Origin of the sequence: Blastomonas natatoria, assembly GCF_003201955.1 — a bacterium.
Taxonomy (GTDB): Bacteria; Pseudomonadota; Alphaproteobacteria; order Sphingomonadales; family Sphingomonadaceae; genus Blastomonas; species Blastomonas natatoria.
This window is the reverse complement of the sequence record NZ_QJJM01000002.1, coordinates 121236-145345: the sequence shown is the minus strand read 5'-3', so window position 1 is coordinate 145345 and position 24110 is coordinate 121236. Positions and strand designations below refer to the sequence as shown.

At 63.1% G+C, this 24110-nt stretch carries 21 protein-coding genes; 11 read left to right on the top strand and 10 right to left on the bottom strand.

The window, feature by feature from the left end; all coding sequences use genetic code 11:
• Positions 1–55 precede the first annotated feature (55 nt).
• The 9 genes from C7451_RS03275 to C7451_RS03235 all read left to right on the top strand — a co-directional run bounded on the left by C7451_RS03275 (position 56) and on the right by C7451_RS03235 (position 9094).
• Positions 56–2008, top strand: coding sequence for a M61 family metallopeptidase (locus C7451_RS03275; protein WP_110297551.1), 1953 nt, complete (start codon positions 56–58; stop codon positions 2006–2008).
• A gap of 61 nt (positions 2009–2069) precedes the next feature.
• Positions 2070–2612 carry an inorganic diphosphatase gene (ppa, locus tag C7451_RS03270; protein WP_110297550.1) on the top strand — a complete coding sequence of 181 codons (543 nt, stop codon included), beginning with the start codon at positions 2070–2072 and terminating at the stop codon, positions 2610–2612.
• Between the two features lie 50 nt (positions 2613–2662).
• Entirely contained in the window at positions 2663–2950 is a 288-nt protein-coding gene (locus C7451_RS03265) for a hypothetical protein (RefSeq protein ID WP_110297549.1), read from the top strand.
• A 159-nt stretch (positions 2951–3109) separates the two neighbouring features.
• Complete coding sequence (sucC, locus tag C7451_RS03260) at positions 3110–4309, top strand: ADP-forming succinate--CoA ligase subunit beta (RefSeq protein WP_110297548.1); 1200 nt, start codon at positions 3110–3112, stop codon at positions 4307–4309.
• Positions 4310–4586: 277 nt separating this feature from the next.
• Positions 4587–5336 carry an electron transfer flavoprotein subunit beta/FixA family protein gene (locus tag C7451_RS03255; RefSeq protein ID WP_110297547.1) on the top strand — a complete coding sequence of 250 codons (750 nt, stop codon included), beginning with the start codon at positions 4587–4589 and terminating at the stop codon, positions 5334–5336.
• A complete protein-coding gene (locus tag C7451_RS03250; protein WP_110297546.1) occupies positions 5333–6262 on the top strand; it encodes an electron transfer flavoprotein subunit alpha/FixB family protein in 930 nt (309 codons plus the stop codon). The genes C7451_RS03255 and C7451_RS03250 overlap by 4 nt, the downstream gene beginning before the upstream one ends.
• A 244-nt stretch (positions 6263–6506) precedes the next feature.
• Positions 6507–7817, top strand: a complete 1311-nt coding sequence (gene chrA, locus C7451_RS03245) for a chromate efflux transporter (protein ID WP_110297545.1) — start codon at positions 6507–6509, stop codon at positions 7815–7817.
• A 115-nt stretch (positions 7818–7932) separates the two neighbouring features.
• Positions 7933–8316: a hypothetical protein gene (locus C7451_RS03240; protein ID WP_146215276.1), complete on the top strand. Its 384-nt coding sequence runs from the start codon at positions 7933–7935 to the stop codon at positions 8314–8316.
• Between the two features lie 121 nt (positions 8317–8437).
• Complete coding sequence (locus C7451_RS03235) at positions 8438–9094, top strand: hypothetical protein (RefSeq protein WP_110297543.1); 657 nt, start codon at positions 8438–8440, stop codon at positions 9092–9094.
• Between the two features lie 111 nt (positions 9095–9205).
• On the opposite strand, the gene C7451_RS03230 is transcribed toward C7451_RS03235, so the two are convergent.
• The 6 genes from C7451_RS03230 to mdh all read right to left on the bottom strand — a co-directional run bounded on the left by C7451_RS03230 (position 9206) and on the right by mdh (position 17904).
• Positions 9206–9874: a trimeric intracellular cation channel family protein gene (locus tag C7451_RS03230; protein ID WP_110297711.1), complete on the bottom strand. Its 669-nt coding sequence runs from the start codon at positions 9872–9874 to the stop codon at positions 9206–9208.
• 202 nt (positions 9875–10076) lie between these two features.
• Positions 10077–11474, bottom strand: coding sequence for a dihydrolipoyl dehydrogenase (lpdA, locus tag C7451_RS03225; protein WP_110297542.1), 1398 nt, complete (start codon positions 11472–11474; stop codon positions 10077–10079).
• A 177-nt stretch (positions 11475–11651) separates the two neighbouring features.
• Complete coding sequence (gene odhB, locus C7451_RS03220; RefSeq protein WP_110297541.1) at positions 11652–12896, bottom strand: 2-oxoglutarate dehydrogenase complex dihydrolipoyllysine-residue succinyltransferase; 1245 nt, start codon at positions 12894–12896, stop codon at positions 11652–11654.
• A gap of 59 nt (positions 12897–12955) precedes the next feature.
• Positions 12956–15781, bottom strand: coding sequence for a 2-oxoglutarate dehydrogenase E1 component (locus C7451_RS03215; protein ID WP_110297540.1), 2826 nt, complete (start codon positions 15779–15781; stop codon positions 12956–12958).
• A gap of 180 nt (positions 15782–15961) precedes the next feature.
• Positions 15962–16849, bottom strand: a complete 888-nt coding sequence (gene sucD / locus C7451_RS03210) for a succinate--CoA ligase subunit alpha (protein ID WP_110297539.1) — start codon at positions 16847–16849, stop codon at positions 15962–15964.
• A gap of 92 nt (positions 16850–16941) precedes the next feature.
• Entirely contained in the window at positions 16942–17904 is a 963-nt protein-coding gene (gene mdh, locus C7451_RS03205; protein WP_110297538.1) for a malate dehydrogenase, read from the bottom strand.
• A 455-nt stretch (positions 17905–18359) separates the two neighbouring features.
• On the opposite strand from mdh, the gene C7451_RS03200 reads away from it, so the two are divergent.
• On the top strand, positions 18360–19376 hold the full coding sequence (locus tag C7451_RS03200; RefSeq protein ID WP_208625131.1) for a polysaccharide deacetylase family protein: 1017 nt from the start codon (positions 18360–18362) through the stop codon (positions 19374–19376).
• Between the two features lies 1 nt (position 19377).
• Here the strand turns inward: C7451_RS03200 and C7451_RS03195 are convergent, their stop codons facing one another.
• Positions 19378–20292: a GNAT family N-acetyltransferase gene (locus C7451_RS03195; protein ID WP_110297537.1), complete on the bottom strand. Its 915-nt coding sequence runs from the start codon at positions 20290–20292 to the stop codon at positions 19378–19380.
• Positions 20293–20476: 184 nt separating this feature from the next.
• On the opposite strand from C7451_RS03195, the gene C7451_RS03190 reads away from it, so the two are divergent.
• The gene (locus tag C7451_RS03190) at positions 20477–21355 is read left to right on the top strand and encodes a class I SAM-dependent methyltransferase (protein ID WP_167398408.1); all 879 of its coding nucleotides are present in this window, start codon (positions 20477–20479) and stop codon (positions 21353–21355) included.
• Positions 21356–21358: 3 nt separating this feature from the next.
• Here the strand turns inward: C7451_RS03190 and C7451_RS03185 are convergent, their stop codons facing one another.
• The 3 genes from C7451_RS03185 to C7451_RS03175 are packed head-to-tail and all read right to left on the bottom strand — an operon-like array spanning position 21359 to position 24105.
• A complete protein-coding gene (locus C7451_RS03185) occupies positions 21359–21943 on the bottom strand; it encodes a DUF1989 domain-containing protein (protein ID WP_110297535.1) in 585 nt (194 codons plus the stop codon).
• Complete coding sequence (gene gntA / locus C7451_RS03180; protein WP_110297710.1) at positions 21933–22628, bottom strand: guanitoxin biosynthesis heme-dependent pre-guanitoxin N-hydroxylase GntA; 696 nt, start codon at positions 22626–22628, stop codon at positions 21933–21935. The genes C7451_RS03185 and gntA overlap by 11 nt, the downstream gene beginning before the upstream one ends.
• Positions 22629–22665: 37 nt before the next feature.
• The gene (locus tag C7451_RS03175; protein WP_110297709.1) at positions 22666–24105 is read right to left on the bottom strand and encodes a UdgX family uracil-DNA binding protein; all 1440 of its coding nucleotides are present in this window, start codon (positions 24103–24105) and stop codon (positions 22666–22668) included.
• Positions 24106–24110: the final 5 nt, after the last annotated feature.

Below are 24110 nucleotides of genomic sequence, written 5' to 3'. Positions count from 1 at the left end.
CGACGCCAAACCGGCGGGTGCATTTTTTTGAGTGGCGTGCTTATGGTGCGGCATCATGCACATTCAAAGGGTTCTGAAATTGCGGCATCTTTTCGCGTCCACCTGCATCGCCCTCGCACTCGTCGCATCGCCCGGCCTTGGGCAGAACAGCAAGCCGCAGCCGGTACCGATCGCTGACCTGATACCCGAGGCGCGCGATGTGCCGTTTCCCGGCGTGATGACGCTGGAGGTGGATGCGACCGATATCGATCGGGCGATCTTCAGCATGAAGCAGACCATCCCCGTGCCCGAAGAGGCGCGGAAGAGCGGGCGCCTGACACTACTTTACCCGCAATGGCTGCCCGGCAACCACGCGCCGCGTGGCGAGATCGAGAAGCTTGTCGGCCTGAAATTCAGTGCAGATGGCAAGCCGCTGGTATGGCGGCGCGATTCGATCGACGTGAACGCCTTTCACATCACTCTGCCTGCGGGTGCGCGCGAGCTTGTAGCCAGTTTCCAGTTCGTCAGCCCGACTGCCGGCAATCAGGGGCGTGTGGTTGTGGCGCCCAAGATGATGAATCTGCGCTGGAACAACGTATCGCTTTATCCCGCTGGCTATTTCACCCGCAACATTCCGGTTGATGCAACGGTTACCTGGCCCGCCGGATGGCAGGCGGGCAGCGCGATGCGGCCCAAGCGCACCACCGGCAACAGGGTTGCTTACGAGCGGGTCGATTACGATACGCTGGTCGACAGTCCGATGTTCGCAGGGGCACATTTCAAGAGCTGGCCGCTGTCGGACAAGGTGACGCTCAACGTCGTTGCCGATGCGCCAGAATATCTGGCCGCCACTCCGGACCAGATCGAGGCGCACAGACGACTGGTTGCCGAGGCCGAGAACCTGTTCGGCACGCGGCATTATGATCGCTATGATTTCCTGCTGTCGCTGTCCGACGAAATGAGCGGCATCGGCATCGAACATCATCGCAGCAGCGAAAACGGCGTCGGTACCGGCTATTTCACCGACTGGGCCAAGGGGCCCGGATCGCGCAACCTGCTGCCGCACGAGATGACGCACAGCTGGAACGGCAAGCATCGTCGTCCGCAGGGCATCTGGGCGCCCGATTTCCGCACGCCCAGCCGCGACGACCTGCTCTGGGTCTATGAGGGGCAGACCCAGTTCTGGGGCTATGTATTGGGCGCGCGATCGGGCCTGTTCAGCTATCAGGATACGCTCGATGCCTTTGCCGCCATCGCTGCCGGGCTGGACCGCCGTGCCGGGCGCAACTGGCGCCCGCTTGTCGATACCACGCACGACCCCATCATCGCTGCGCGCCGTCCCAAGGGCTGGGCGAGCTATCAGCGCAGCGAGGACTATTACAATGAGGGCATGATGATCTGGCTGGAGGCCGATCAGATCATCCGCCGCGAATCGGGCAATGCACGCTCGTTGCAGGATTTCGCGCGCAGCTTCTTCGGAGGACGCGAGGGCGACTGGGGTGTGGTCACCTATGAGTTGCCTGATGTTGTCGCGGCGCTGAATGCCGTGCAGCCGTATGACTGGCAGGGATTTTTCCAGGGCCGCGTTTTCGAGGTGACGCCGCAAGTGACCAAGCAGGGCTTCGTGCTGGGTGGATATGAGCTGGTTTACGTCCCCGAGCCGAGCAACTTCATCCGTTCGGGCGAGGTGGCGTCGGGCACCTCGGATCTTAGCCACTCGATCGGGCTGATCGTCGAGAAGGACGGCAAGATTGCACAGGTGATATGGGACAGCCCGGCTTTTGCGGCGGGAATGACGGTGGGGGATCAGATCACCGGCGTTGCCAGCCGCGATTATTCCGGCGAAGCCCTGAAGGCAGCCGTGGCAGCGACTCCGACCACCGGGACCGTCCAGCTTCTGGTCAAGCGCGGCAAAAGATACCGCGAAACCGCACTTTCCTATAAGGGCGGCTTGCGCTATCCGGCGCTCCGCAAGACGGGGCAGGGCGAAACCGGCCTGGACCGCCTGCTTGCGCCGCAAACCCGCTGAACGCTGAAGGAACGGGCAGGTAGTTCACCGGGGGGAAACCAGAACAAAGGCCTCCATCCACATGCTTATCAAGAACATTCCGACCGGCAAGAACCCGCCGAACAATGTCAACGTGATCATCGAAGTGCCTACGGGCGGCGAACCGGTGAAGTACGAGTTCGACAAGGATTCGGGTGCACTGTTCGTCGATCGCATCCTCCACACGCCGATGCGCTATCCCGCGAACTATGGCTTCATTCCGCACACGCTGTCGCCCGATGGCGACCCGCTTGACGCGCTGGTGGTGGCCCGCTCGCCGTTCATGCCCGGATCGGTGGTCCGTGCGCGACCGATCGCAGTGCTCAACCTGGAAGACGAGCATGGCGGCGACGAAAAGGTCGTGTGCGTGCCCGATACCGCGACCTTCCCTTATTATAGCGACGTGCGCGAGAAGGAAGACATGCCCGACATCGTCTTCGCTCAGATCGAGCATTTCTTCACCCATTACAAGGACCTGGAAACCGAGAAGTGGGTCCGAATCGGCAAGTGGGGCGATGCCGAAGAGGCACGCCGCATCATCGTCGAGGCGATCGAGCGCGCCCAGGGCGTGAAGACCGAAGCCTGATCGTGCGAGCCGGGGTCGCGGGGCGGGGGCGAGCATGGCGCAATGGCGCTGTGCTTGCCTGCCTCGTGATCCTGCCGCTTTCCGGCTGTGCCACCCCCGAAGCACGCACGCGCGCCGCGCTCGAACGCACGGGCCTCAGCCGGCCGGTCTCGGCCTGCATGGCGAGCCGGATGGTCGATCGCCTGTCGCTCGTGCAGCTGCAGCGTCTTGGCCGCCTCGGCAGATTGAGCCAGGCAGGCAATTTCGACGAGTTCCTGCGACGGACAAGAGCGCTGGGCGATCCGGAAATCGTTGGTGTTGTCAGCTCGTCGGGCCTGATTTGCGCAGTCCGCAACTGACCGGCCGAAAACCGCTACACCCTGTTCGATTGCAGGGTTTCCTTTGGCGCGCGTCTATGCTTTAGCGCGGCCACATACGTTCATCGACCGATTAACGGTCGGGTTTGGACCGAAATCGAGTCGTCCGCCCGGCCATATCAGAAAGGCATGGGAGCCCTCATGAACATCCACGAATATCAGGCCAAGGAACTGCTCGCGAAATATGGCATCGGCATCCCTGCCGGCCATGCTGCGCTGACCGTCGAAGAGGCGGTTGCCGGAGCCGAAAAGCTGCCTGGGCCGCTTTATGTCGTCAAGGCGCAGATCCATGCTGGCGGTCGCGGCAAGGGCAAGTTCAAGGAACTGGGCGCAGATGCCAAGGGCGGCGTACGTCTCGCCAAGTCGCTCGATGATGTCCGCAAGGACGCGGGCGAAATGCTCGGCAACACGCTGGTCACCATCCAGACCGGCGATGCGGGCAAGCAGGTCAACCGCCTGTACATCACCGACGGCGTCGACATTGCCGCCGAATATTATCTGTCGATGCTGGTCGATCGCAAGACCGGCCGCGTCGCGATGATCGTCTCGACCGAAGGCGGCATGGACATCGAGCAGGTCGCGCACGACACTCCTGAGCGCATCACCACCATCACCATCGATCCCGCGCAGGGCTTCATGCCGCACCATGGCCGCGCGGTGGCCTTCGCGCTCAAGCTGACCGGCGATCTCAACAAGCAGGCCGCCAAGCTGGCGCAGCAGTTGTACACCGCGTTCATGGATCTCGATTGCGCGATGCTCGAGATCAATCCGCTGGTCGAAACCAAGGACGGCAAGCTGCTGGTGCTCGACACCAAGATGAGCTTCGATTCGAACGCGCTCTATCGCCACCCCGATGTCGAGGCGCTGCGCGACGAGACCGAGGAAGACCCGATGGAAGTCGAAGCGTCCAAGTACGACCTCGCCTATATCAAGCTCGATGGCGATATCGGCTGCATGGTCAATGGTGCGGGCCTGGCCATGGCGACGATGGACATCATCAAGCTCAATGGCATGTTCCCCGCCAACTTCCTCGATGTCGGCGGCGGCGCGAGCAAGGAGAAGGTGACCGCAGCGTTCAAGATCATCCTTTCCGATCCGGCGGTGAAGGGCATCCTGGTCAACATCTTCGGCGGCATCATGAAGTGCGATATCATCGCCGAGGGCATCGTCGCAGCCGCCAAGGAAGTGAACCTGTCGGTGCCGCTGGTCGTGCGTCTGGAAGGCACCAACGTGCAGCAGGGCAAGGACATTCTGGCGAACAGCGGCCTGCCGATCGTCAGCGCCGACAATCTGGGCGATGCCGCAGAGAAGATCGTCGCGCAGGTCAAGCAGGCGGCTTGATTTCATCATCACACCCCTCTTCCTTGACGGGAGAGGGGTGCGAAGACTTGGTGCGCGGAACGCGAACCTAGTCGAAGCTGGGAAAGGGTGGCTGCGCGGCGCTTGCGCCCAGCACTGGCCCTCTCCAATTGCGACTAGGCAGTCCTTCGACAAGCTCAGGGCTGCCAAGTCTCCATATCCTCTCCCGTAAAGGGAGAGGATGGGGTCTATGCCCCCACTTGACGTTTACGTGAACGGAAACTAGATAGGGTTCACGATCATTAGGGAAGGAAGCGCCATGAAGATCCTTGTGCCCGTGAAACGGGTCATCGACTATAATGTGAAGCCGCGCGTCAAGGCGGATGGCACCGGGGTTGACCTGGCCAACGTCAAGATGAGCATGAACCCGTTTGACGAGATCGCTGTCGAAGAGGCACTGCGTATCAAGGAAGCGGGCAAGGCGGAAGAAGTCGTCGCCGTGTCGGTCGGCCCTGCCAAGGCGCAGGAAACGCTGCGCACCGCACTCGCCATGGGTGCCGATCGCGCGATCCTCATCGAAACCGACGAAACCGTCGAGCCGCTGGCGGTTGCCAAGCTGCTGGCCAAGGTGGCTGCGGAAGAAAATCCCGGCCTGATCCTGCTCGGCAAGCAGGCGATCGACGATGACAGCAACCAGACCGGTCAGATGCTCGCAGCCCTGCTCGGCTGGGGGCAGGCGACCTTTGCCAACACCGTTGCGGTGGAAGGCGACAGCGTCACCGTTGCGCGTGAAATCGATGGCGGCCTGCAGACCGTCAAGCTGAACACGCCCGCGATCGTCACCACCGACCTTCGCCTGAACGAGCCGCGCTATGCCTCGCTGCCCAATATCATGAAGGCGAAGAAGAAGCCGCTCGATACCAAGACCCCCGGCGATTACGGCGTGGACATCGCTCCGCGCCTGACGACGCTCAAGGTCACAGAACCGCCGGTGCGCAGCGCCGGGATCAAGGTTGCCGATGTCGACGCGCTGGTCGGCAAGCTCAAGGAAATGGGAGTTGGCGCATGAAGACGCTCGTATGGGTTGAGCATGACAATGCGGTCATGAAGGATGCAACGCTGGCGGTCGTTACAGCTGCGGGCAAGCTGGGTGAAGTCCACGCGCTGGTCGCGGGCTCGGGCTGCGGCGCGGTCGCCGAGCAGGTCGCCAAGGTCGCCGGTGTCGCCACCGTGCATGTTGCCGACGATGCCTCGCTCGAGCATGGCCTCGCTGAAAACGTCGCGCCTCTGGTCGCCAAGCTGATGGAAAGCCACGACGCATTCCTCGCGCCCGCCACCACCACCGGCAAGAACATCGCTCCGCGCGTCGCTGCCCTGCTCGATGTTATGCAGATTTCGGACATTCTCTCGGTTGAAGGTCCCAAGACCTTCACCCGTCCGATCTATGCGGGCAACGCGATCGCCACCGTCGAATCGTCGGACGCCAAGCTGGTCATCACGGTGCGCGGCACCGCCTTCGACAAGGCGGCGACCGAAGGCGGTTCGGCGGCAATCGAGAATGTCGGCGGCGCGGCTGATGCCGGTCTGTCGAGCTTCGTCAGCGCCGAAATCGCCAAGAGCGAGCGCCCGGAACTGACCAGTGCCAAGGTGATCGTCTCGGGCGGCCGCGCGCTGGGTTCGGGCGAGAAGTTCGAGGAAGTGATCACCCCGCTCGCCGACAAGCTCGGCGCCGGCATCGGTGCCTCGCGCGCCGCAGTGGACGCAGGTTACGTTCCCAACGACTATCAGGTCGGCCAGACCGGCAAGATCGTCGCTCCGGAAGTCTATGTCGCGGTCGGCATTTCCGGCGCGATCCAGCACCTTGCGGGCATGAAGGACAGCAAGACCATCATCGCCATCAACAAGGACGAGGACGCCCCGATCTTCCAGGTGGCGGACATCGGCCTGGTGGCAGACCTGTTCACCGCCGTGCCGGAGCTGACCGGCAAGCTGTGATCGGCTGATCCGCTTTTGAATAATACGAAACCCCGGCGGGCAACTGCCGGGGTTTTTGCTTGAATGGTGTCGCCATGTCCCTTCCCGCGCTAGGGAGGGGCGTGCCCTCTTCCATCGCTCGCACCAACCTGATAGCGCTGCGTCCATCGGGGCAAGGCGAACCCCCGGTCAGGTGCTTTCAGCTCCCAAGCTTTGCCGTTCATGGCATTCCGTGCGACGGCGCGGAGGAACGGTTGCGGGGTTTATGACAAGCGAACATCCGACATTTTGGGAAAGCGTGCGCGTATTTGCGCGGATCGGGTTGCTGAGCTTTGGCGGGCCGGCGGGGCAGATCGCACTGATGCATGACGAGCTGGTGGACAGGCGTCGCTGGATCGAAGAGCCGCAATTCCTGCACGCGCTCAATTTCTGCCACTTGCTTCCCGGTCCAGAGGCTCAGCAGCTGGCGACCTATATCGGCTGGCGGCTGCATGGGCTGCGCGGTGGGTTGATGGCCGGAACGCTGTTCCTGCTGCCGGGCGTCGCGATCATCATGGTGCTGTCGATGCTCTATGTCGCAGCGGCGGGGCTCGACTGGTTCGCAGCACTGTTCCTGGGGATCAAGGCGGCGGTGCTCGCGGTCGTGGTGCAGGCGCTGCTGCGGATTGGGGCGCGCGCGCTTGATACCGGGTTCAAGCGTGCCCTGGCGGCAGCGGCGTTCGTCGCGCTGGCGCTGTTCGACCTGCCGTTTCCGCTGGTGGTGCTCGGGGCAGGCGTTACGGGATGGTTGGCGGCGACCTATAGGCCCAGTTGGCTCGCGGTGAAACCCGGAGGGCAGGTCCAAGACATGCCAGCGCATTCGTCGATCGCTACGACGCTTCGCACTATGGCCGCATGGGGAGCGATCTGGGCCTTCCCCCTGATTGGCATCTGGGCCATTCTGGGCGACGATCATGTGCTGATGCACATCGGGCTCTTCTTCTCACAGCTCGCAGTGGTGACCTTTGGCGGGGCCTATGCAGTGCTCGCCTATATGGCGCAGCAGGCGGTGCAGGATTTTGGCTGGCTGAGTGCGGGCGAGATGGCGGACGGGCTGGGGCTGGCAGAGACGACACCGGGCCCGCTTATCCTTGTGACGCAGTTCGTCGGCTTTCTCGCCGCCTATCGCGACGCGGCGCCGTTCACGCCGCTGGTTGCCGGAGTGCTTGGCGCGCTGCTGACGATATGGGTCACCTTCGCACCCTGCTTCCTGTGGATTTTTACCTTTGCGCCCTGGATCGACCGCCTGCAGCATGCCCTGCGCCTGAAGGGCGCGCTCGCAGCGATCACGGCGTCGGTCGTCGGCGTCATCGCCAATCTGAGCCTGTGGTTTGCGTTGCACGTCATTTTCACTCGGATAGGCGAGCGCCAATTGGGTCCGCTGCGGTTCGACTGGCCGGATGCGGGGTCGATCGACTGGCTGGCTCTGGTGCTGGCTGGTTGGGCAGCCGTGCATCTGCTTGTTCTCAAGCGACCGATGATCGAAGTGCTGGGCCTCGCAGCCACGCTAGGCCTCGCTTTCAAACTGTTCATATAATCTGCCATATTTCTGAACAGATGCTGTCATCCCAATTCAGCCTCGCCACATCGGCGAATCGATAGAACCAGTTCATCCCGCCAGCATGGGCGGCGGCGACGGAAGGAATTGGACGATGGCAAAGGCAAAGAGTGTTATTGGCGCAGCGCTGCTCGGCGCTGCTGCCATGGCTTCGGCGACGGTCCCTGCGGCGGCACAGTGGCACGGCGGTGGCCCCGGCTGGAATGGTGGTGGCTGGGGAGGGCGCGGTGACCGTGCTGTCAACCAGTGCGTCCGCGCTGCCGAACTGGAAGCGCGCCGTTTCGGACGCTTCGCGCAGGTCACCGATATTCGCGATATCGACCGCACTCGCCGTGGCCTGCGCGTACAAGGTAGACTTGTTGTCGAACAGGGCGGTCGCTGGCGTGGTGGCGGTGTCGATCGTGGTCGCTTCACCTGCTTCGTGGATCGGGGCCGGGTGTATGACGTGCGTCTCAGCGGGCTCGGCAATTTCCGCTAAGGTTTGCGCATATGCTCTTGCTCCCAGGCGGTTCAGCGTGGCGACAGGCTGAACCGCCTAAACTCAGGATAATCAGGTACAGCGCCATTGCGCCCGGGCCTTGCCGATAGAAAGGCATGCAATGTTGAAAGCACTGACAGGTCTGGGCGCCGCAGGGGCGATGCTTGTAACCGGCATGGCCCCGGCCATGGCTGCCCCGGTGCCGCGCGGTACGTTCGATACGGCTCCGGCGGCCGTGCTGGGTTGGAATCCGGGTGATGAAAGCGCCAGCCAATGGCGTGGAGGCTGGCGCGACCGGCGCTGGCGCGGCCGCAACCGCGGTGTCGATGCCGGCGATATCCTTGCTGGCGTTCTGATACTGGGCGGGATTGCCGCGGTCGCCAGTGCTGCGACCAGCAACGCCCGCCGTAATGGCGATGATCGCAGCTTCAATGACGATGTCCGCTCGGCCAGCGATCAATGCGGAGCCGCCGCCGTGGCGCAATCGGGCCTTGGTTCGCGGATCGAGCGCATCGACAATGTCGTTCGCGATGGTCAGGGCTGGCGGGTCGAAGGCCTGGTCGGGTCGCGCCGCAATGGCGTTGACAGCTTCACCTGCGGCATCAGTTTCGGCCGGATCGATTATGTCCGCTTCAACCGCGCCAATGGCGCCTGGGGTGCGAATGACGGTGCCTTCGACAATGGCGTCGCAGTGACCGATCCGCCGTTCAGCGTCGATCCGAACGACGATGATTATGCCTGGCGCAATGATGACGCGGAATCGTTTCCGCCTGAATGAACCATTTGATTACCGGACGGGACCGGTCAACTCTGATTGATCCCACCCGGTCTGACCCCCTGCGGCGCGCTTCGCCCCTTCGTGCGCCGCAGGGGTAACCGTGCCGGGCTGTCAGACCTGGTCATCCGTGCGCCCGCCGCCGCGATAGGCGGGCAACGCGATATTGTAGCGGATGGCAAAGCCGCGCAGCACGAAGCCCGCAACCGCGGCAATCACTGCAGCCACGGGCCGATCGACCTCTAGAAGCCGGAGTCCGACATAGGATCCCGATGCCAGCGCTGCTGCGGTGACATACAGCTCTGGGCGCAGGATGATCGACGGTTCACCCGCCAGCACATCGCGGATGATGCCCCCGACGCAGGCGGTGATCACACCCATCATCACGGCGGGCAGTGGTTCGATGCCATATTGCAGCGCCTTGGCGGCGCCGAATACGCCATAAGCTCCCAGCCCGGCGGCATCGAACCAGTCGAGCATCTTGCCCTCCCACCAGTTCTGTGGGGTTATCCAGAGCAGCGCGGAGACTGCCAGCACCACGACCAGCACGCTCGAATTGACGATCCAGAATACCGGAGCACCGATCAGCAGATCGCGCACCGTGCCGCCACCCACGCCGGTGACCAGTGCGAAAAAGGTGAAGGTGACGAACGTCTGTCGCTTTGCCGCCGCTGCCAGCGCGCCGGAGGCGGCGAAAACTGCAATCCCGAACATGTCGAGCGTGCCAAGTATGGTGCCGAAATCGAACGCGGGGAGAGGGCCGGGGGAGAGGGGGCTGGTCATGACGCCGCCATAGTTGAACGGTCGCGCGATTTCACGTCTCATCTGCTCTCTCCTCTTTAGGGGAGAGACGCGAGACTTGGCAGCTTGCTGCCTAGTCGCAGCAGAGAGGGGCCAACAACGCCGCCCCTCTCAACTTCGGCTAGCCTGCTTTGCAGGCAAGCCTTCGTATCTCTCCGCTGAAGGGGAGGGAGCCTGTCTAGCCTCAGATATGGATCGGCTTGCCCTGCACGGCCATGGCGGCTTCCTTGAGCGCTTCGCTGTGCGTGGGGTGGGCGTGGCAGGTATAGGCGATGTCCTCGCTGGTGCCGCCGAATTCCATCGTCTGCGCAGCCTGCGCGATCATCGTGCCGCCGAGCGATGCGATGATCCACACGCCGAGCACGCGGTCTGTCTTGGCATCGGCGATCACCTTGACCAGGCCGTCGCCCTCGTGATTGGTCTTGGCGCGAGAATTGGCCATCATCGGGAACTTGCCGACCCTGATTTCGCCGCGCTCCTTTGCCTGCTCTTCGGTCAGGCCCACGCCCGCGATCTCGGGCATGGTGTAGACGACGCTCGGGATGATTTCGTGGTTCACGATGCCGGTGAGGCCTGCGATATTCTCCGCGACAGCAATGCCTTCGTCCTCGGCCTTGTGCGCCAGCATCGGGCCGGGCACGCAATCGCCGATCGCCCAGATGCCGGGGACCTTGGTCTGGAAATCATGGTCGATCTCGACCTGACCGCGACCGTTGACGGACAGGCCCGCCTTGTCGAGCGCCAGGCCATCGGTGTTGGGACGCCGACCGATCGAGACCAGCACGACATCGGCGTCGATGGTTTCGGCATCGCCGCCAGCGGAAGGCTCGACAGTCAGCACCGCCTTGCCGTCCTTGACCTCGGCCCCGGTGACCTTGGTCGATAGCTTGAACTGGATGCCCTGCTTCTTGAAGACCTTGTTGGCTTCCTTGCGGATTTCGCCGTCCATGCCGGGCAGGATCTGGTCGAGATACTCGACCACGGTGACCTTGGCACCCAGGCGCTTCCATACGCTGCCGAGTTCGAGGCCGATCACGCCGCCGCCGATCACGACCATGTGCCCCGGCACCTTGGCGAGTTCGAGTGCACCGGTGGAATCGACGATGATCTGCGCCTCATTGTCCACGGTGATGCCGGGCAGCGGCGTGACCGACGAACCAGTGGCGATGACGATGTTCTTCGCCCGATAGCTCTTGCCTGCGACGTCGACGGTATCGGCGCTGGTGAACGCGGCATGGCCCTTGAGCCATTCGACCTTGTTCTTCTTGAACAGATATTCGATCCCGCCGGTCAGGCCCTTCACGGCATCGCGGCGCTGCGCGTGCATGGTCTCGAGGTCCAGCTCGACCGTGCCCTTGATGCCCAGCTTGGCGAGCTTGCCGCTTGCAGCTTCCTCGAACAGTTCGGAGGCGTGCAGCATCGCCTTGGAGGGGATGCAGCCGACATTGAGGCAGGTGCCGCCCAATGTCGCGCGGCTTTCGACGCACGCGGTCTTCAGGCCCAGCTGCGCCGCACGGATCGCCGCGACATAGCCGCCAGGTCCGGCACCGATCACCAGGACGTCGAAATCATAATCAGCCATTTTCAAACTCCATCGTGCGTTCTGGCCATATCAGACCGGTTCGGCACTGTCTTTCCCGTCATTCCCGCGAAAGCGGGAATCCCGCTTGCTGCTGACGGTTTGGCGGAAGCGGGACCCCCGCCTGCGCGGGGGTGACGAAAGAAGGTCTCGTCAGTTCCGCCTTCCGTATCGCTTGCGTTACAGATCGATGAGCAGCCGCGTCGGATCCTCGATTGCTTCCTTGATCGTCTTGAGGAAGGTCACGGCTTCGCGACCATCGATCAGGCGGTGGTCATAGCTCAATGCCAGATACATCATCGGGCGCGCCGCGATCGAGCCGTCGGGCATCACGACCGGGCGCTGATCGATGCGGTGCAGGCCCAGCACCGCGCTCTGCGGCGGGTTGATGATCGGGGTCGACATCAGCGAACCGAACACGCCGCCGTTCGAGATGGTGAAGGTGCCGCCCTGCATCTCTTCCATCTTCAGCGTGCCGTCCTTGGCGCGCTTGCCGAAATCGGCGATGGTCTTCTCGATGCCCGCGAACGAGAGGCTTTCGGCATTGCGGATGACGGGCACGACCAGGCCATTCGGTGCGCTGACCGCGACCGAGATATCGGCATAATTGTGATAGACGATCTCGTCGCCCTCGATCTGTGCATTGACCGACGGCACGTCCTTGAGCGCCAGACACGCGGCCTTGGCGAAAAAGCCCATGAAGCCGAGGCGCACGCCGTGCTTCTTCTCGAACAGGTCCTTGTAGGTGTTGCGCGCTTCCATCACCGCGGTCATGTCGACATCGTTGAAGGTGGTCAGCATCGCTGCCGTGTCCTGCGCGCTCTTGAGGCGCTTGGCGATGGTCTGGCGGATGCGGGTCATGCGCACGCGCTCGGTCTCGCGACCGGCAGCGCCGCTGGCGACCGGCGCGGCAGCAGCCGGAGCGGCGGCGGCGGGCGCAGGTGCGGCCTTGGCGGCTTCAGCCGCTGCGGCGAGCACGTCTTCCTTGGTCAGTCGGCCGTCTTTGCCGGTGCCCTTGATGCTGGTCGGGTCAAGGCCATGCTCCAGCACCAGACGGCGCACGGCGGGCGAGAGGCTCACCGGTTCGCCGGTCGGGGCAGGGGCGGGCGCGGCAACTGCTGCCGGAGCGGCTTCGCTCTTGGCGACGGCAGGCTGCGGAGCGGCAGCAGAGGTGGCGACAGCAGCGCCCGAGCTTTCGATCGTGGTCAGGATCGATCCGACCTGCACGGTATCGCCCTCGGCAAAGATCAGCTGGCCCAGCACGCCGGCGGCAGGCGCAGGAACTTCGACCGCGACCTTGTCGGTTTCCAGGCTGGCGATCGGCTCGTCGGCAGCGACGGTGTCACCCGGCTTTTTCAGCCATTCGCCGATGGTCGCTTCGCTGATCGATTCACCCAGAACGGGGACTTTGACTTCGATGCTCATGGTTCACAAACCCTATTTCTAACCGCATCTATGGTGCGGAAATGATTATGTAATGGCGGTCAGCTGCCGCGCTGGCGGCGGATTTCTTCGCGGACATTATGGCCAAGCGCGTCGGCGATCAGCGCGCCCTGTTCGGCCTGGTGCCGCTTTGCAAGGCCGGTGGCGGGCGATGCCGCCGCGACCCGACCGGCATAGCGGGCGCGCTTCGGCTTCACACCGGCGTCGGCCAGGCATTCCTCGATGAACGGCTCGACGAAGAACCAGCTGCCATTGTTGCGCGCTTCTTCCTGTGCCCAGACCACCTCTTCCAGATTGACCATGCGCTTGAGGCGAATGGTCAGCGGCTCGCCGGGGAAGGGGTAGAGCTGTTCGAGGCGGATGATCGCGGTGTGCTTGTCGCCGGCGGCATCGCGCGCTTCCATCAGGTCGAACGCCACCTTGCCCGAGCACAGCACCAGGCGCTTGATGTCCTTGTCTTCCGGCTGGTTGGGGTCGGAAAGGATGCGCATGAAGTGGCTGTTGCCCTGGAACTCGCTCGCCTTGGACACCGCCATCTTGTGCCGCAACAGCGACTTGGGTGTCATGATGATCAGCGGCTTGCGGAAATTCCGGTGCATCTGGCGGCGGAGGACGTGGAAGTAATTGGCCGGCGTCGTGATGTTGCAAACCTGGATATTGTCGCCCGCGCACAGCTGCAGGAAGCGTTCCAGACGCGCCGAGCTGTGTTCGGGACCCTGGCCTTCCATGCCGTGCGGCAGCAGCATCACCAGACCATTAGCACGCAGCCACTTGGCTTCGCCGCTGGCGATGAACTGGTCGATCATGATCTGCGCGCCATTGGCGAAATCGCCGAACTGCGCCTCCCACAATACCAGCGTCTTCGGATCGGCCATGGCATAGCCATATTCGAAGCCGAGCACGCCATATTCGGACAGCGGGCTGTCCAGCACCTCGAACCGGCCATGCGGCACCTGTTCGAGCGGCAGATATCGACCGCCGGTATTCTGGTCGATCCAGACCGCGTGACGCTGGCTGAAGGTGCCGCGGCCTGAATCCTGGCCCGACAGACGGACAGCATAGCCTTCCGACACCAGCGATCCGAAGGCCAGCGCTTCGCCGGTGGCCCAGTCAAAGCCTTCGCCCTTGTCGAACATCTCGCGCTTGGCCTCGAGCACGCGGCGCAGCGTCTTGTGCACCTCATGGCCCTCGGGAATGGTCGTCAGCGTCCGGCCGAGGCTTTCCATCAGCTTCTTGTCAATGCCGGTTTCGATGTTGCGCCGCGCCGTTTCCGGGTCCGCAGGCATGTGCAGGCCCGACCAGCGACCGGCGAACCAGTCCGCCTTGTTGGCCTTGTAGGTCTTGCCGGCCTCGAACTCTACCTCGAGCTGATCCGAGAAGGTCTTGGCGGTTTCGTCGATCCAGTCCTGCGTCACCACACCCTCGGCGATGAGGCGATCGCCGTAGATCTTGCTGACCTTGGGATGCTTGCGGATCTGCGCGTACATCTGCGGCTGGGTGAAACTGGGCTCGTCGCCCTCGTTGTGACCGAACCGGCGGTAGCACCACATGTCGATGACGACATCGCGATGAAAGCGCTGACGGAAGTCGATCGCCATCTTGCAGGCAAAGGTCACCGCTTCCGGATCGTCGCCATTGACGTGCAGGATCGGCGCCTGGACGCCCTTGGCGACGTCCGAGGGATAGGGCGAGGAGCGCGCGAATTGCGGGCTGGTGGTGAAGCCGATCTGGTTGTTGACGATGAAATGGATGCAGCCGCCGGTATTGTAACCGCGAATGCCCGAAAAGCCGAGGCATTCCCAGACAATCCCTTGACCGGCAAAGGCCGCATCGCCGTGCAGCAACACCGGCAGCACCTGATTGTGATCGGCGAGGTCGTCGCGCACGACCTGCTGCGCACGCACCTTGCCAAGAACGACCGGGTCGACCGCTTCGAGATGCGACGGGTTGGGGACCAGCGACATATGGACGCTGATGCCGTCGAACTCGCGGTCGGTGCTGGTGCCGAGGTGATATTTCACGTCGCCCGAACCGCCCACGTCATCGGGATTGGCCGAACCGCCCGAGAATTCGTGGAAGATCACGCGATAGGGCTTGGCCATCACATTGGCGAGCACGTTCAGACGGCCGCGATGCGGCATGCCGTAAACGATTTCCTTGAGACCGAGCTGGCCGCCGTACTTGATCACCGCTTCGAGCGCGGGGATCATGGACTCGCCACCGTCGAGGCCGAAGCGCTTGGTGCCGACATATTTCTTGGCGAGGAAATTCTCGAAGGTTTCGGCCTCGATAACCTTGGAGAGGATCGCCTTCTTGCCGTTTTCGGTAAACTCGACGCCCTTGTCGACGCCTTCCATCCGGTCCTGGAAGAAGCGGCGTTCCTCCACGTCCGAGATGTGCATGTATTCCAGGCCCACCTTGCCGCAATAATTGGCACGCAGCGTATCGATGAGCTGGCGCACGGTGGCGCTTTCGAACCCCATGGTGCCGCCAAGGAAGACGGGCTCATCAAGCTCGCTGCCTGTAAAGCCATGATATTCGGGCGTCAGGTCGGCCGGAAGCGCCTGCTGCGACAGGCCGAGCGGATCGAGATCAGCCGCCAGATGGCCGCGCACCCGGTAGGTGCGGATCAGCATCATCGCGCGGATCGAGCGATCCGCCGCGCGTGCGATCGCAGCTTCGTCCACGGGCTTCCCAGCGGCTTTCGACGCATCGCGCACGGCGGCCTTCAATGCCGCCTGCATCTGCATCGGGTCGAGCGCCGCCGTCAGGTCGTCGCTATCGGCCAGCGGCCAGTTGCCGCGCTGCCAGCTCGGGCCCTGCTGGGGGCCTTCTGCGGGGTCGAAATCAAATCCGTCGTAGGTCATGTCTTGGCGTCCCTTTTCCCTCTCCCCACCGCGGAAGAGGGTTGCGCAGACTTGGCGCTGCTAGCGCCTCGTCGAAGCTGGGTGAGGCGGAAGCGGCGCTACCGGCGTGCTCCTGGCCCTCTCCCTCGCATCGCTTCGCGATGCCCTCCCTCTCCCGCGAGGGGAGAGGGATAGTTCAAATCACACCGTTTCGAGCAACTCGGCCAGCGTCTGTCCGAGGAGCGAAGGCGAAGGCGAGACGCGGATGCCCGCTTCTTCCATCGCCGCGATCTTGTCCTCGGCGCCGCCCTGGCCGCCCGAGACGATCGCGCCGGCATGGCCCATGCGGCGTCCCGGAGGCGCGGTGCGCCCGGCGATGAAGCCGACCATCGGCTTCTTGCGGCCGCGCTTGGCTTCGTCCTTCAGGAACTGCGCGGCTTCTTCTTCCGCGCTGCCGCCGATCTCGCCGATCATGATGATCGATTTGGTTTCGTCGTCCGCCAGGAACAGTTCAAGCACGTCGATGAAGTTGGTGCCGTTGACCGGGTCGCCGCCGATGCCGACTGCGGTGGTCTGGCCCAGGCCCACGGCAGTGGTCTGGTGCACGGCTTCATAGGTGAGCGTGCCCGAGCGCGAGACGACGCCAACCGAACCCTTCTTGAAGATGCTGCCGGGCATGATGCCGATCTTGCACTCGTCGGGGGTCAGCACGCCGGGGCAGTTGGGTCCGATCAGGCGCGACTTGCTGCCCTGCAGCGCGCGCTTGACGCGGACCATGTCGAGCACCGGAATGCCCTCGGTGATCGCGACGATCAGTTCCATCTCGGCATCGATCGCCTCGAGGATCGAGTCCGCGGCGAATGGCGGCGGCACGTAGATGCACGTCGCGGTCGCACCGGTCGCAGCCTTGGCTTCGGCGACGGTGTTGAAATTGGGCAGGCCGATATGCGTGGTGCCGCCCTTGCCGGGCGTCACGCCGCCGACCATCTGCGTGCCATAGGCGAGCGCCTGCTCGGTGTGGAAGGTACCGGTCGCGCCGGTCATGCCTTGCGTGATGACCTTGGTGTCTTTGTTTACGAGGATGCTCATGTGTCAGGTAACTCCGTTTGTGCGGCCATCACGGCACCAGCCGATCAGGTGGCGCGGGGCGAGCGGGCCAAATCGACCACCCCGCTCAATTGTCAGGCCAGGCTCGGGTCCAGCGCCTTGCAGGCGTCGAGCAGTTCCTTGACTGCGTCGACCGATACCTGAAGGTTGCTCTTCTCTTCGTCGCTCAGCGAGATCTCGATCACCTGTTCGGCGCCGTTCGCGCCGATGACGACGGGTACGCCGACATACAGGCCGTCAAGGCCGTATTTGCCTTCGACGTTCACCGCGCAGGGCAGGATGCGCTTCTGGTCGCCGAGATAAGCTTCGGCCATCGCGATCGCGCTGGTCGCGGGGGCGTAATAGGCAGAACCCGTGCCGAGCAGCGCGACGATCTCGCCGCCGCCCGAGCGAGTGCGCTTGACGATCTCGTCCAGACGCGCTTCCGAAACGCCCTTGATCTTGGCCATGTCCTTCACCGGAATGCCGTTGATCGTCGAATAGCTGAGCACCGGTACCATCGTGTCGCCATGGCCGCCGAGTACGAAGGCGTTGACGTCCTTGACGCTGACGCCGAATTCCCAGGCGAGGAAGGTGGCAAAGCGCGCGCTGTCGAGAACGCCGGCCATGCCGACGACCTTGTTGGCAGGTAGCCCTGAGAATTCGCGGAGCGCCCAGACCATGGCGTCGAGAGGATTGGTGATGCAGATGACGAACGCGTCGGGCGCGTTGTCGCGAATGCCTTCACCCACGGCCTTCATGACCTTGAGGTTGATGCCGAGCAGGTCGTCGCGGCTCATGCCGGGCTTGCGGGCAACGCCTGCAGTGACGATGATGACATCGGCGCCGGCAATGTCGGCATAATCGTTCGAGCCGGTGATCTTCGCGTCAAAGCCTTCGACCGGGCCGCACTGCGACAGATCGAGCGCCTTGCCCTGCGGTACGCCTTCGACAACGTCGAACAGCACAATATCGCCCAGGCCCTTGAGAGCGGCGAGATGCGCCAGGGTTCCGCCGATATTGCCTGCGCCGATCAGCGCGATCTTGTTGCGTGCCATGGTCAATCCTTTCCGAAAATGGGTGTTCCGGCCGATCCTGCCTGCTGGGAATGCGGAGTGCTATGTGGTGCGTGTGCGTTCCCTGAACAGATATCCGGCCCTCAGCAGAAAACTTGCAATGCGCTTGTCCGTTTCACGACCTCAGATGGGCGCGCCCCAGCATTTTTCGGCCGGAGTCATCGCGCTCGCTGGCCTGACTAGGCCGCTTGGCCGGGCATTTCAACCATCAAAAGACGGGTGGCTTCAATTATTTGCGCAATTGAAAACTATTAGCAATAAGGCTTTGTGAGGAGTGACGATCCCGGGCAGCATGTCCCGGTAAGGCGGCATTATGCCTCAAACCGATACACCTCCCCGGTTAACATGGAATGGACTTGATATATTGTTTCCTTTAGCCCCTTTCGCGCTGCGACAGGGTAAGCGGGTCTTAACCCGCCCGTTTTATGGGTAGGACGATGGCCACGAAAGTTCAGTACACCGTCGATACCGAACTGTCGCTCAAGCTCTTTCAGGAGGGCGCGAGCGCGCAGCAGAATTACGACAGCTCGATCGCCGGCAAGTGCCGCGATGGCGAGTTCGGGATCTTCTATCAGATGGATCGTCTGGAAGCCTATGGGCTGACAGGGGTGTTCTTTGTCGATCCGTTTCCGGCGCTGGTCTATGGCCCCGGCGTGATCGCGAAGATCGTCGAGCCGATCCTGAAGCGCGGGCACGAGGTGCAACTGCACATTCACACCGAATGGCTGGAATTTGCGCGCGATCACGAACTGGAACATCTGCGCGGCCGCAACATTGCCGATTTTCCGCTCGAAGACCAGATCAGGCTGCTCGATCAGGCGCGCGCGCTGCTGATGATCGCCGGTGCGCCCAGGCCCACCGCGTTTCGCGCTGGCAATTTCGGCGCCAACGACGACACCTTGCGCGCTTTGAGCGAGCTCAGCGTTCGTTTTGACAGCAGCTTCAATCCTGCTTTCCTGTCGGGCGAGTGCGCGATCGACCTGCCGCCCGAGACGCCACCTTTTTCCGAGCATCTTGGCGTTGGCATCATCCCCGTGAGTTATATCGAGGATCGCCCGGGCAGCATCCGCGCGGCACAGCTGTGCGCACTTTCCGCCTGGGAGATGCGCGATGCTCTCACCCATGCAGCGCAGAATGACTGGCCATGCTTCACCATCGTCAGTCACAGTTTCGAATTGCTGAGCCGCGACCGGACGCGGTCCAATCCCATCGTCACCCGCCGATTTGAATCGATGTGCATGAACATCTCCGAGCAGACCCGGCTGGAAGGGTCGGGCTTTGATGGGCTGCAGCCGCGGCAGCAGTCCCGCCTCGCGACGCTGCCGGCCAATCTGGTACGCACGGCCCTGCGTTATGGCGAGCAGGCCGTCAGCCGCATTCGGTACGAGGTCGGGATATTGTCGACCCTCTTTCTGAACGAATTTGCGGCTTTCGAAAGCCTTGTCGCGGTCTGAGTCAGCCGCGCAGCAGCTTGCGCAGCCGCGCTTTCGCGCCCAGTCGGTCCGCCCATTCGCCCATGGCCTCTACTGCAGCGTTGAATGCGCCATGCCCGCCCAGCAGGATGCGGTTGGCAACGGTCGGCTTGAGCAGATAGAGCGTCGCGCACTCGACCTGATGGGTGCCGAACAACGCCTTGTGCGCACCATCGCCCTCGGTGAAATCGAAATAGCGGAACCGTTGCTCTGCAAACAGCTGCTCCAGTGCATGCATCTGCAGCACGGTGCCGGGAGAAAGCTGCGCGAGCGCCTGATCATAACCCAGGAACGCATAGATCAGGACATCCCTGACCACGGGCAGATACAGATAGGCAATCGCGCGCCCGTCAAGATGGAGCACATAGGCGCGCAGATTGTCTGCCTGCGCCATGGCTGCGGCCTCGGCACGGAAGGACGCGATCGAAGGCAGCCCGGCGTCGAGCAGCCGTGCCTGATAGGTCGTCTCGGACAGCGGCAGTGCCGCCGTGAAAAAGGCGTCCAGCTGATCGGGTGCGTGATAGCTGCGGATGTCGAGACGACCTCCGCCAGCCTCGGCCAGCTTGCGCATCTTGCGCTTGAGTGTAGCGCGCGTCTTGGATGAAAATTGCGCCATATAGCCCTCATGGCCAAGCGCCATGTCGATATAGTGGCGGGCATAGACCTGAGGGTGTGACGCGAGAAATCCCGGAAATTGCTGCGGCCAGTTCGCTGCCTGCGCGGCAGGAGCAGATTGCAGCCGATAGCCGTCCGCATTATCGCGCAGCGGCTCGCGGTTGATCGGGCGACTTTCCAGAATATCGTCCAGCCCAAAAGCCAGCGGCACCAGCATCCGCAGTACCCGCAATATGCAGCGATCCCCGAGCAGAAAACGAATATCGGTGGAGACAGGCGTCATGCGGCAGCTATCGGGTGGGGGCGGGGCATTGGCGAGACCTTTAGGCGGTGACGGTTAAGATCGCTTGAAGCACGTCGCGCAAGATCGCTGGATCTCGGTTTACGCGATCTTCATGTCAAAGCGCTAGGCCGCTATGCAAGAGCCGCGACCTCGTGACCGAAGCAAATTTTCGTGGGACAAGAACATGGCGCAGGCTTGGCCGCAAGCCACATGCAATCATTGCCAGTCGACCGATAGCCGGCTGGTTGCGTCGGTCGGCGGCTACACGCTGGTGCGCTGCGCCGCCTGCGGGCTGGCGTTCATTGCCGACCCGCCAGATCCGGATGTGCTGGCAGCGATGTACCAGGCCGGCAATGACTATCACACCAGCCTGCACGATCCTGCAAGCGATGACTTTGCGCGCATGGCGCGCATAGCGCGCGAACACCTGGCTTTCGTGCGCAGATATGCTTCGGGCGGCAGGGTGCTGGATGTCGGCTGCTCGACCGGCCTGTTTCTGCACGAAGCGCAAAAGGCCGGGTTCGAAGTGTCCGGCATCGAGTTTTCCGAGGCTTCGGCCCAGTTTGCTCGCGACCAGTTCGGCCTGACCATCGCCAACGGCGACATTCACGCGGTTACGGCTGAACCGGAGAGCCTCGACGTGCTGACCATGTTCGACGTGATCGAGCATGTGCGCGACCCGGCCTGCGACATTATGGCTGCGCACCGGCTGATCAAGCCTGGCGGGCTGTTCATCCTGTCGACGCCCAATATCGACGGGCTGTTTCCGCGGGCTTCGGAGCCGCTGGCCGCCCCCTTGGGATATTGGCCGCATCCCGAACCGCCATGGCACCTGTATCAGTTCTCGATCCGCACGCTTTCGGCCATGCTCGAGGCGCGCGGTTTCGAATGTCTCGGCAAGCAGGACACCGCCATCGACTTGCGCTACACGTTCGGCAAGCCGGCCGACCTGGCCAGAAGCTACAAGCGGCTGGCCTATGCGCTCGCCTTTGCGCCGCTTGCCTGGCTGGGGCCGAAGATCGGGATGGGGGACTGGTTCTATCTGGCGGCGCGCAAGCGCTGAGGATCAATCGTCGATCGTATAGGCGATGGGCTTGAACGACCCGTTGTTCGATTGCAGCGCCGAACAGGCGGTCAACCCGATGATCAGGTCCATATGCGCACGGAAGGTGATAGACTCTCCCGCCTTGCTGAGAGGTGGATCGACGCGGAGTTCACCGGTGGCAGCGTCGACAGGCACGTTCATGAAGCAGTTGAAGGCGACGGGAATCATGTCCTCGGTCACGCCATGAGGCGCGAGGGCTGCAGCCAGATTGCCGAAACAGCCGCGATGCGGATCGGTATCGCCGTAAATGATGCGGAACGTGTCCTTCGAGCAGGGCGTCAGCAGGAAGTCGTGCCGCCCCACATCGTCAGCGATGATTTCGAGCATCACCTGGCTGCGGTTCGAATAGAGCAGGTCGCCGGTCGAAAGGTAGATCTTGCTGGCATAATCGAGCGTCCGTCCCGAAGAGATTACCTCGCCGATATCGTGCCGGTTGAAGGCCAGCAGATCCGCCACCTGTTCGCCGAGAATGTCGGTGACGGTGAGCGTCTGCCCCTGGCTCAAGAGGAAAGCCGTGCCCGAGCGCGGCGGAATTTCATGCGGCATGTTCGGCAGCCTTTCTGGGGCGCAGCGGACAGCGCCATTCGCTTCCTACCGCCCGGCCGCTATACTGCCGCGCTTCGGAGATGGTGCCATGCCGCGCCAGCATCGGGTTGGGCGCGCCAGCCAGCGCCACGTCGCGATCGATGATCGTGCCGCGCATCTTCTCGTACAGGCCCGACGCGCGCAACTGCTCGAACTGATCATGCAGATTGAAGATGATCGCAGGCCGACCGAACCTTCGCGCGGGGCGGCTGGCACCCGGATGCAGGCCGACCACGAAGAACGCCTCACCGCCAAAGCTGAGCGAGAAATGCGGGTCGTCAGGATCGCCGCTGACCCGAGGGTCGACCGGCTGGCCGAGCCAGTCGTCCTTGTCGCTCAGCGATTGCAGCCGCTGCCAAAGATGCTGTTCGAACCCGGCCTCGTCGAGCCCGGCATCCTCTTCGAACAGAACGGCGAGCGACTGGAATGGGGCCGGGTCAAGCGCATAATCGCGCGCGATCTCCATGAGTGCAGGATGAATGCGAAGGTCGTCCCAGGCCGATCGCAGGTCGCGGCCAATGATGATCCGCAAATTGCCCTTGGCCAGCGCGGATTTGGCGCCGACACAGGGGAAATTGCGATCCTGGATGAACGAGCGGAAGCGCTCCGCCAGCGGATGATCGTCGGTTGTGCACGTTTCAGACATGCCGACCATACGCGGCTTGGCCTTGGGGGTTGCGCCATCAGGCAAGGCTTTCGGCCATATGTTTCGCAGAAGCCAGATCGGCGACGAACTGATCGCGTTCGACCTTGGCGCGCTCGCGGTCGGGCAGGCGCAGCAGGAAAGAGGGATGCACCGTCGCAACGAGCCGCGCGCCATCGTCCAGCGCATGAACCTTGCCGCGCATCGACGAGATACTGGCAGACTTGCCGGTGAGCCCGCGTAGCGCGCTTCCGCCGAGCGAGACGATGATATCTGGCCGCACCAGCGCGCGTTCCTGATCGAGCCACCAGCGGCAGATATCAATTTCGCCGGTGCTGGGGTTCTGGTGCAGCCGCCGCTTGCCACGCGCGACGAATTTGAAATGCTTGACCGCATTGGTGACGTACAGCGTCTTTCGGTCGAGCCCTGCTTCAGCCAGCGCCTCGTCGAGAAGCTGCCCGGCGGGCCCGACAAACGGACGGCCTTCCAGGTCCTCGCGGTCGCCCGGCTGCTCGCCCACCAGCATGATGCGCGCCTGACGCGGGCCTTCGCCGGTCACCGCCTGCGTGGCGTGACAGTGCAGTGGGCAGCGGGTGCAGGCGCGCACGGCCTCATTGAGATCGTCCAGCGATGCGATGGTCTCGGGCACGACAGTCTCCGTGTCTCCACGCACACGCCATTTGTCGCTGCGGGGATTGGCAAGCGAGACGGCTGTCTCGCGCATCCGTTCCACGCGCGCCTCCGCCCCGGCGATTAGCGGCGCGATATCCTGCGCCTCGGGCAGGTTGTGCCAGTATTTCTTGGGCATTTCCGCCCGCATCGCTGCAATCTTGACCCGGGCAGGGTTGAAGATCGATCCGTAATAGGTGCGCCATTGCTCCTCGACGACGTCGTGATCGGGCACCTCGTCGCGCGTGCCGCCTGGGCCGAGATGCAGTTCCTCGTCGTGCCATATTGCGCGGGCATCCGGGGTCAGGATCGCCCAGTCCATGCCGTAGAAGCGCTTGCGAAAAAAGGGCGCAGCCAGCCGCACGATGCGATGCTCGGGTTCGAACCAGGCGATGAAGCGCTCGCGCCCTGTCTCGTCCTCGCCGACCCTGCGAAAGCGGACAAAGGCGTGCATCTTGTGCAGATCGCGCCGGATGGCCTTGTCGCAACGCATCAGCCAGTCGGTATCGGGATCGGTCCGCCGCTCCAGCAGCCTGCGATCGTCGAGCGAGCGCCAGAGCACGCGATAGAGCCGCGAGGGGACGCCGTCATCGCGGTGACAGATCACGCGGTCGGCAATGGTCACGAGTTCGCGCAGCAGACTGATCGTGCGCTGGGGCTGGAGCGGCGCGGGATCGGCGAACAGCGAAGCGCTCTCGCCGCTATGCCGCCAGACGATATCCTCGGGAGGGATCCGCGCGGCGAGCAGCACGCGGGCATGGCTGCGCCACTCCTCGAAATCGCCGGGCTGGTGAAGGATGATCTCGCGCATCGCCA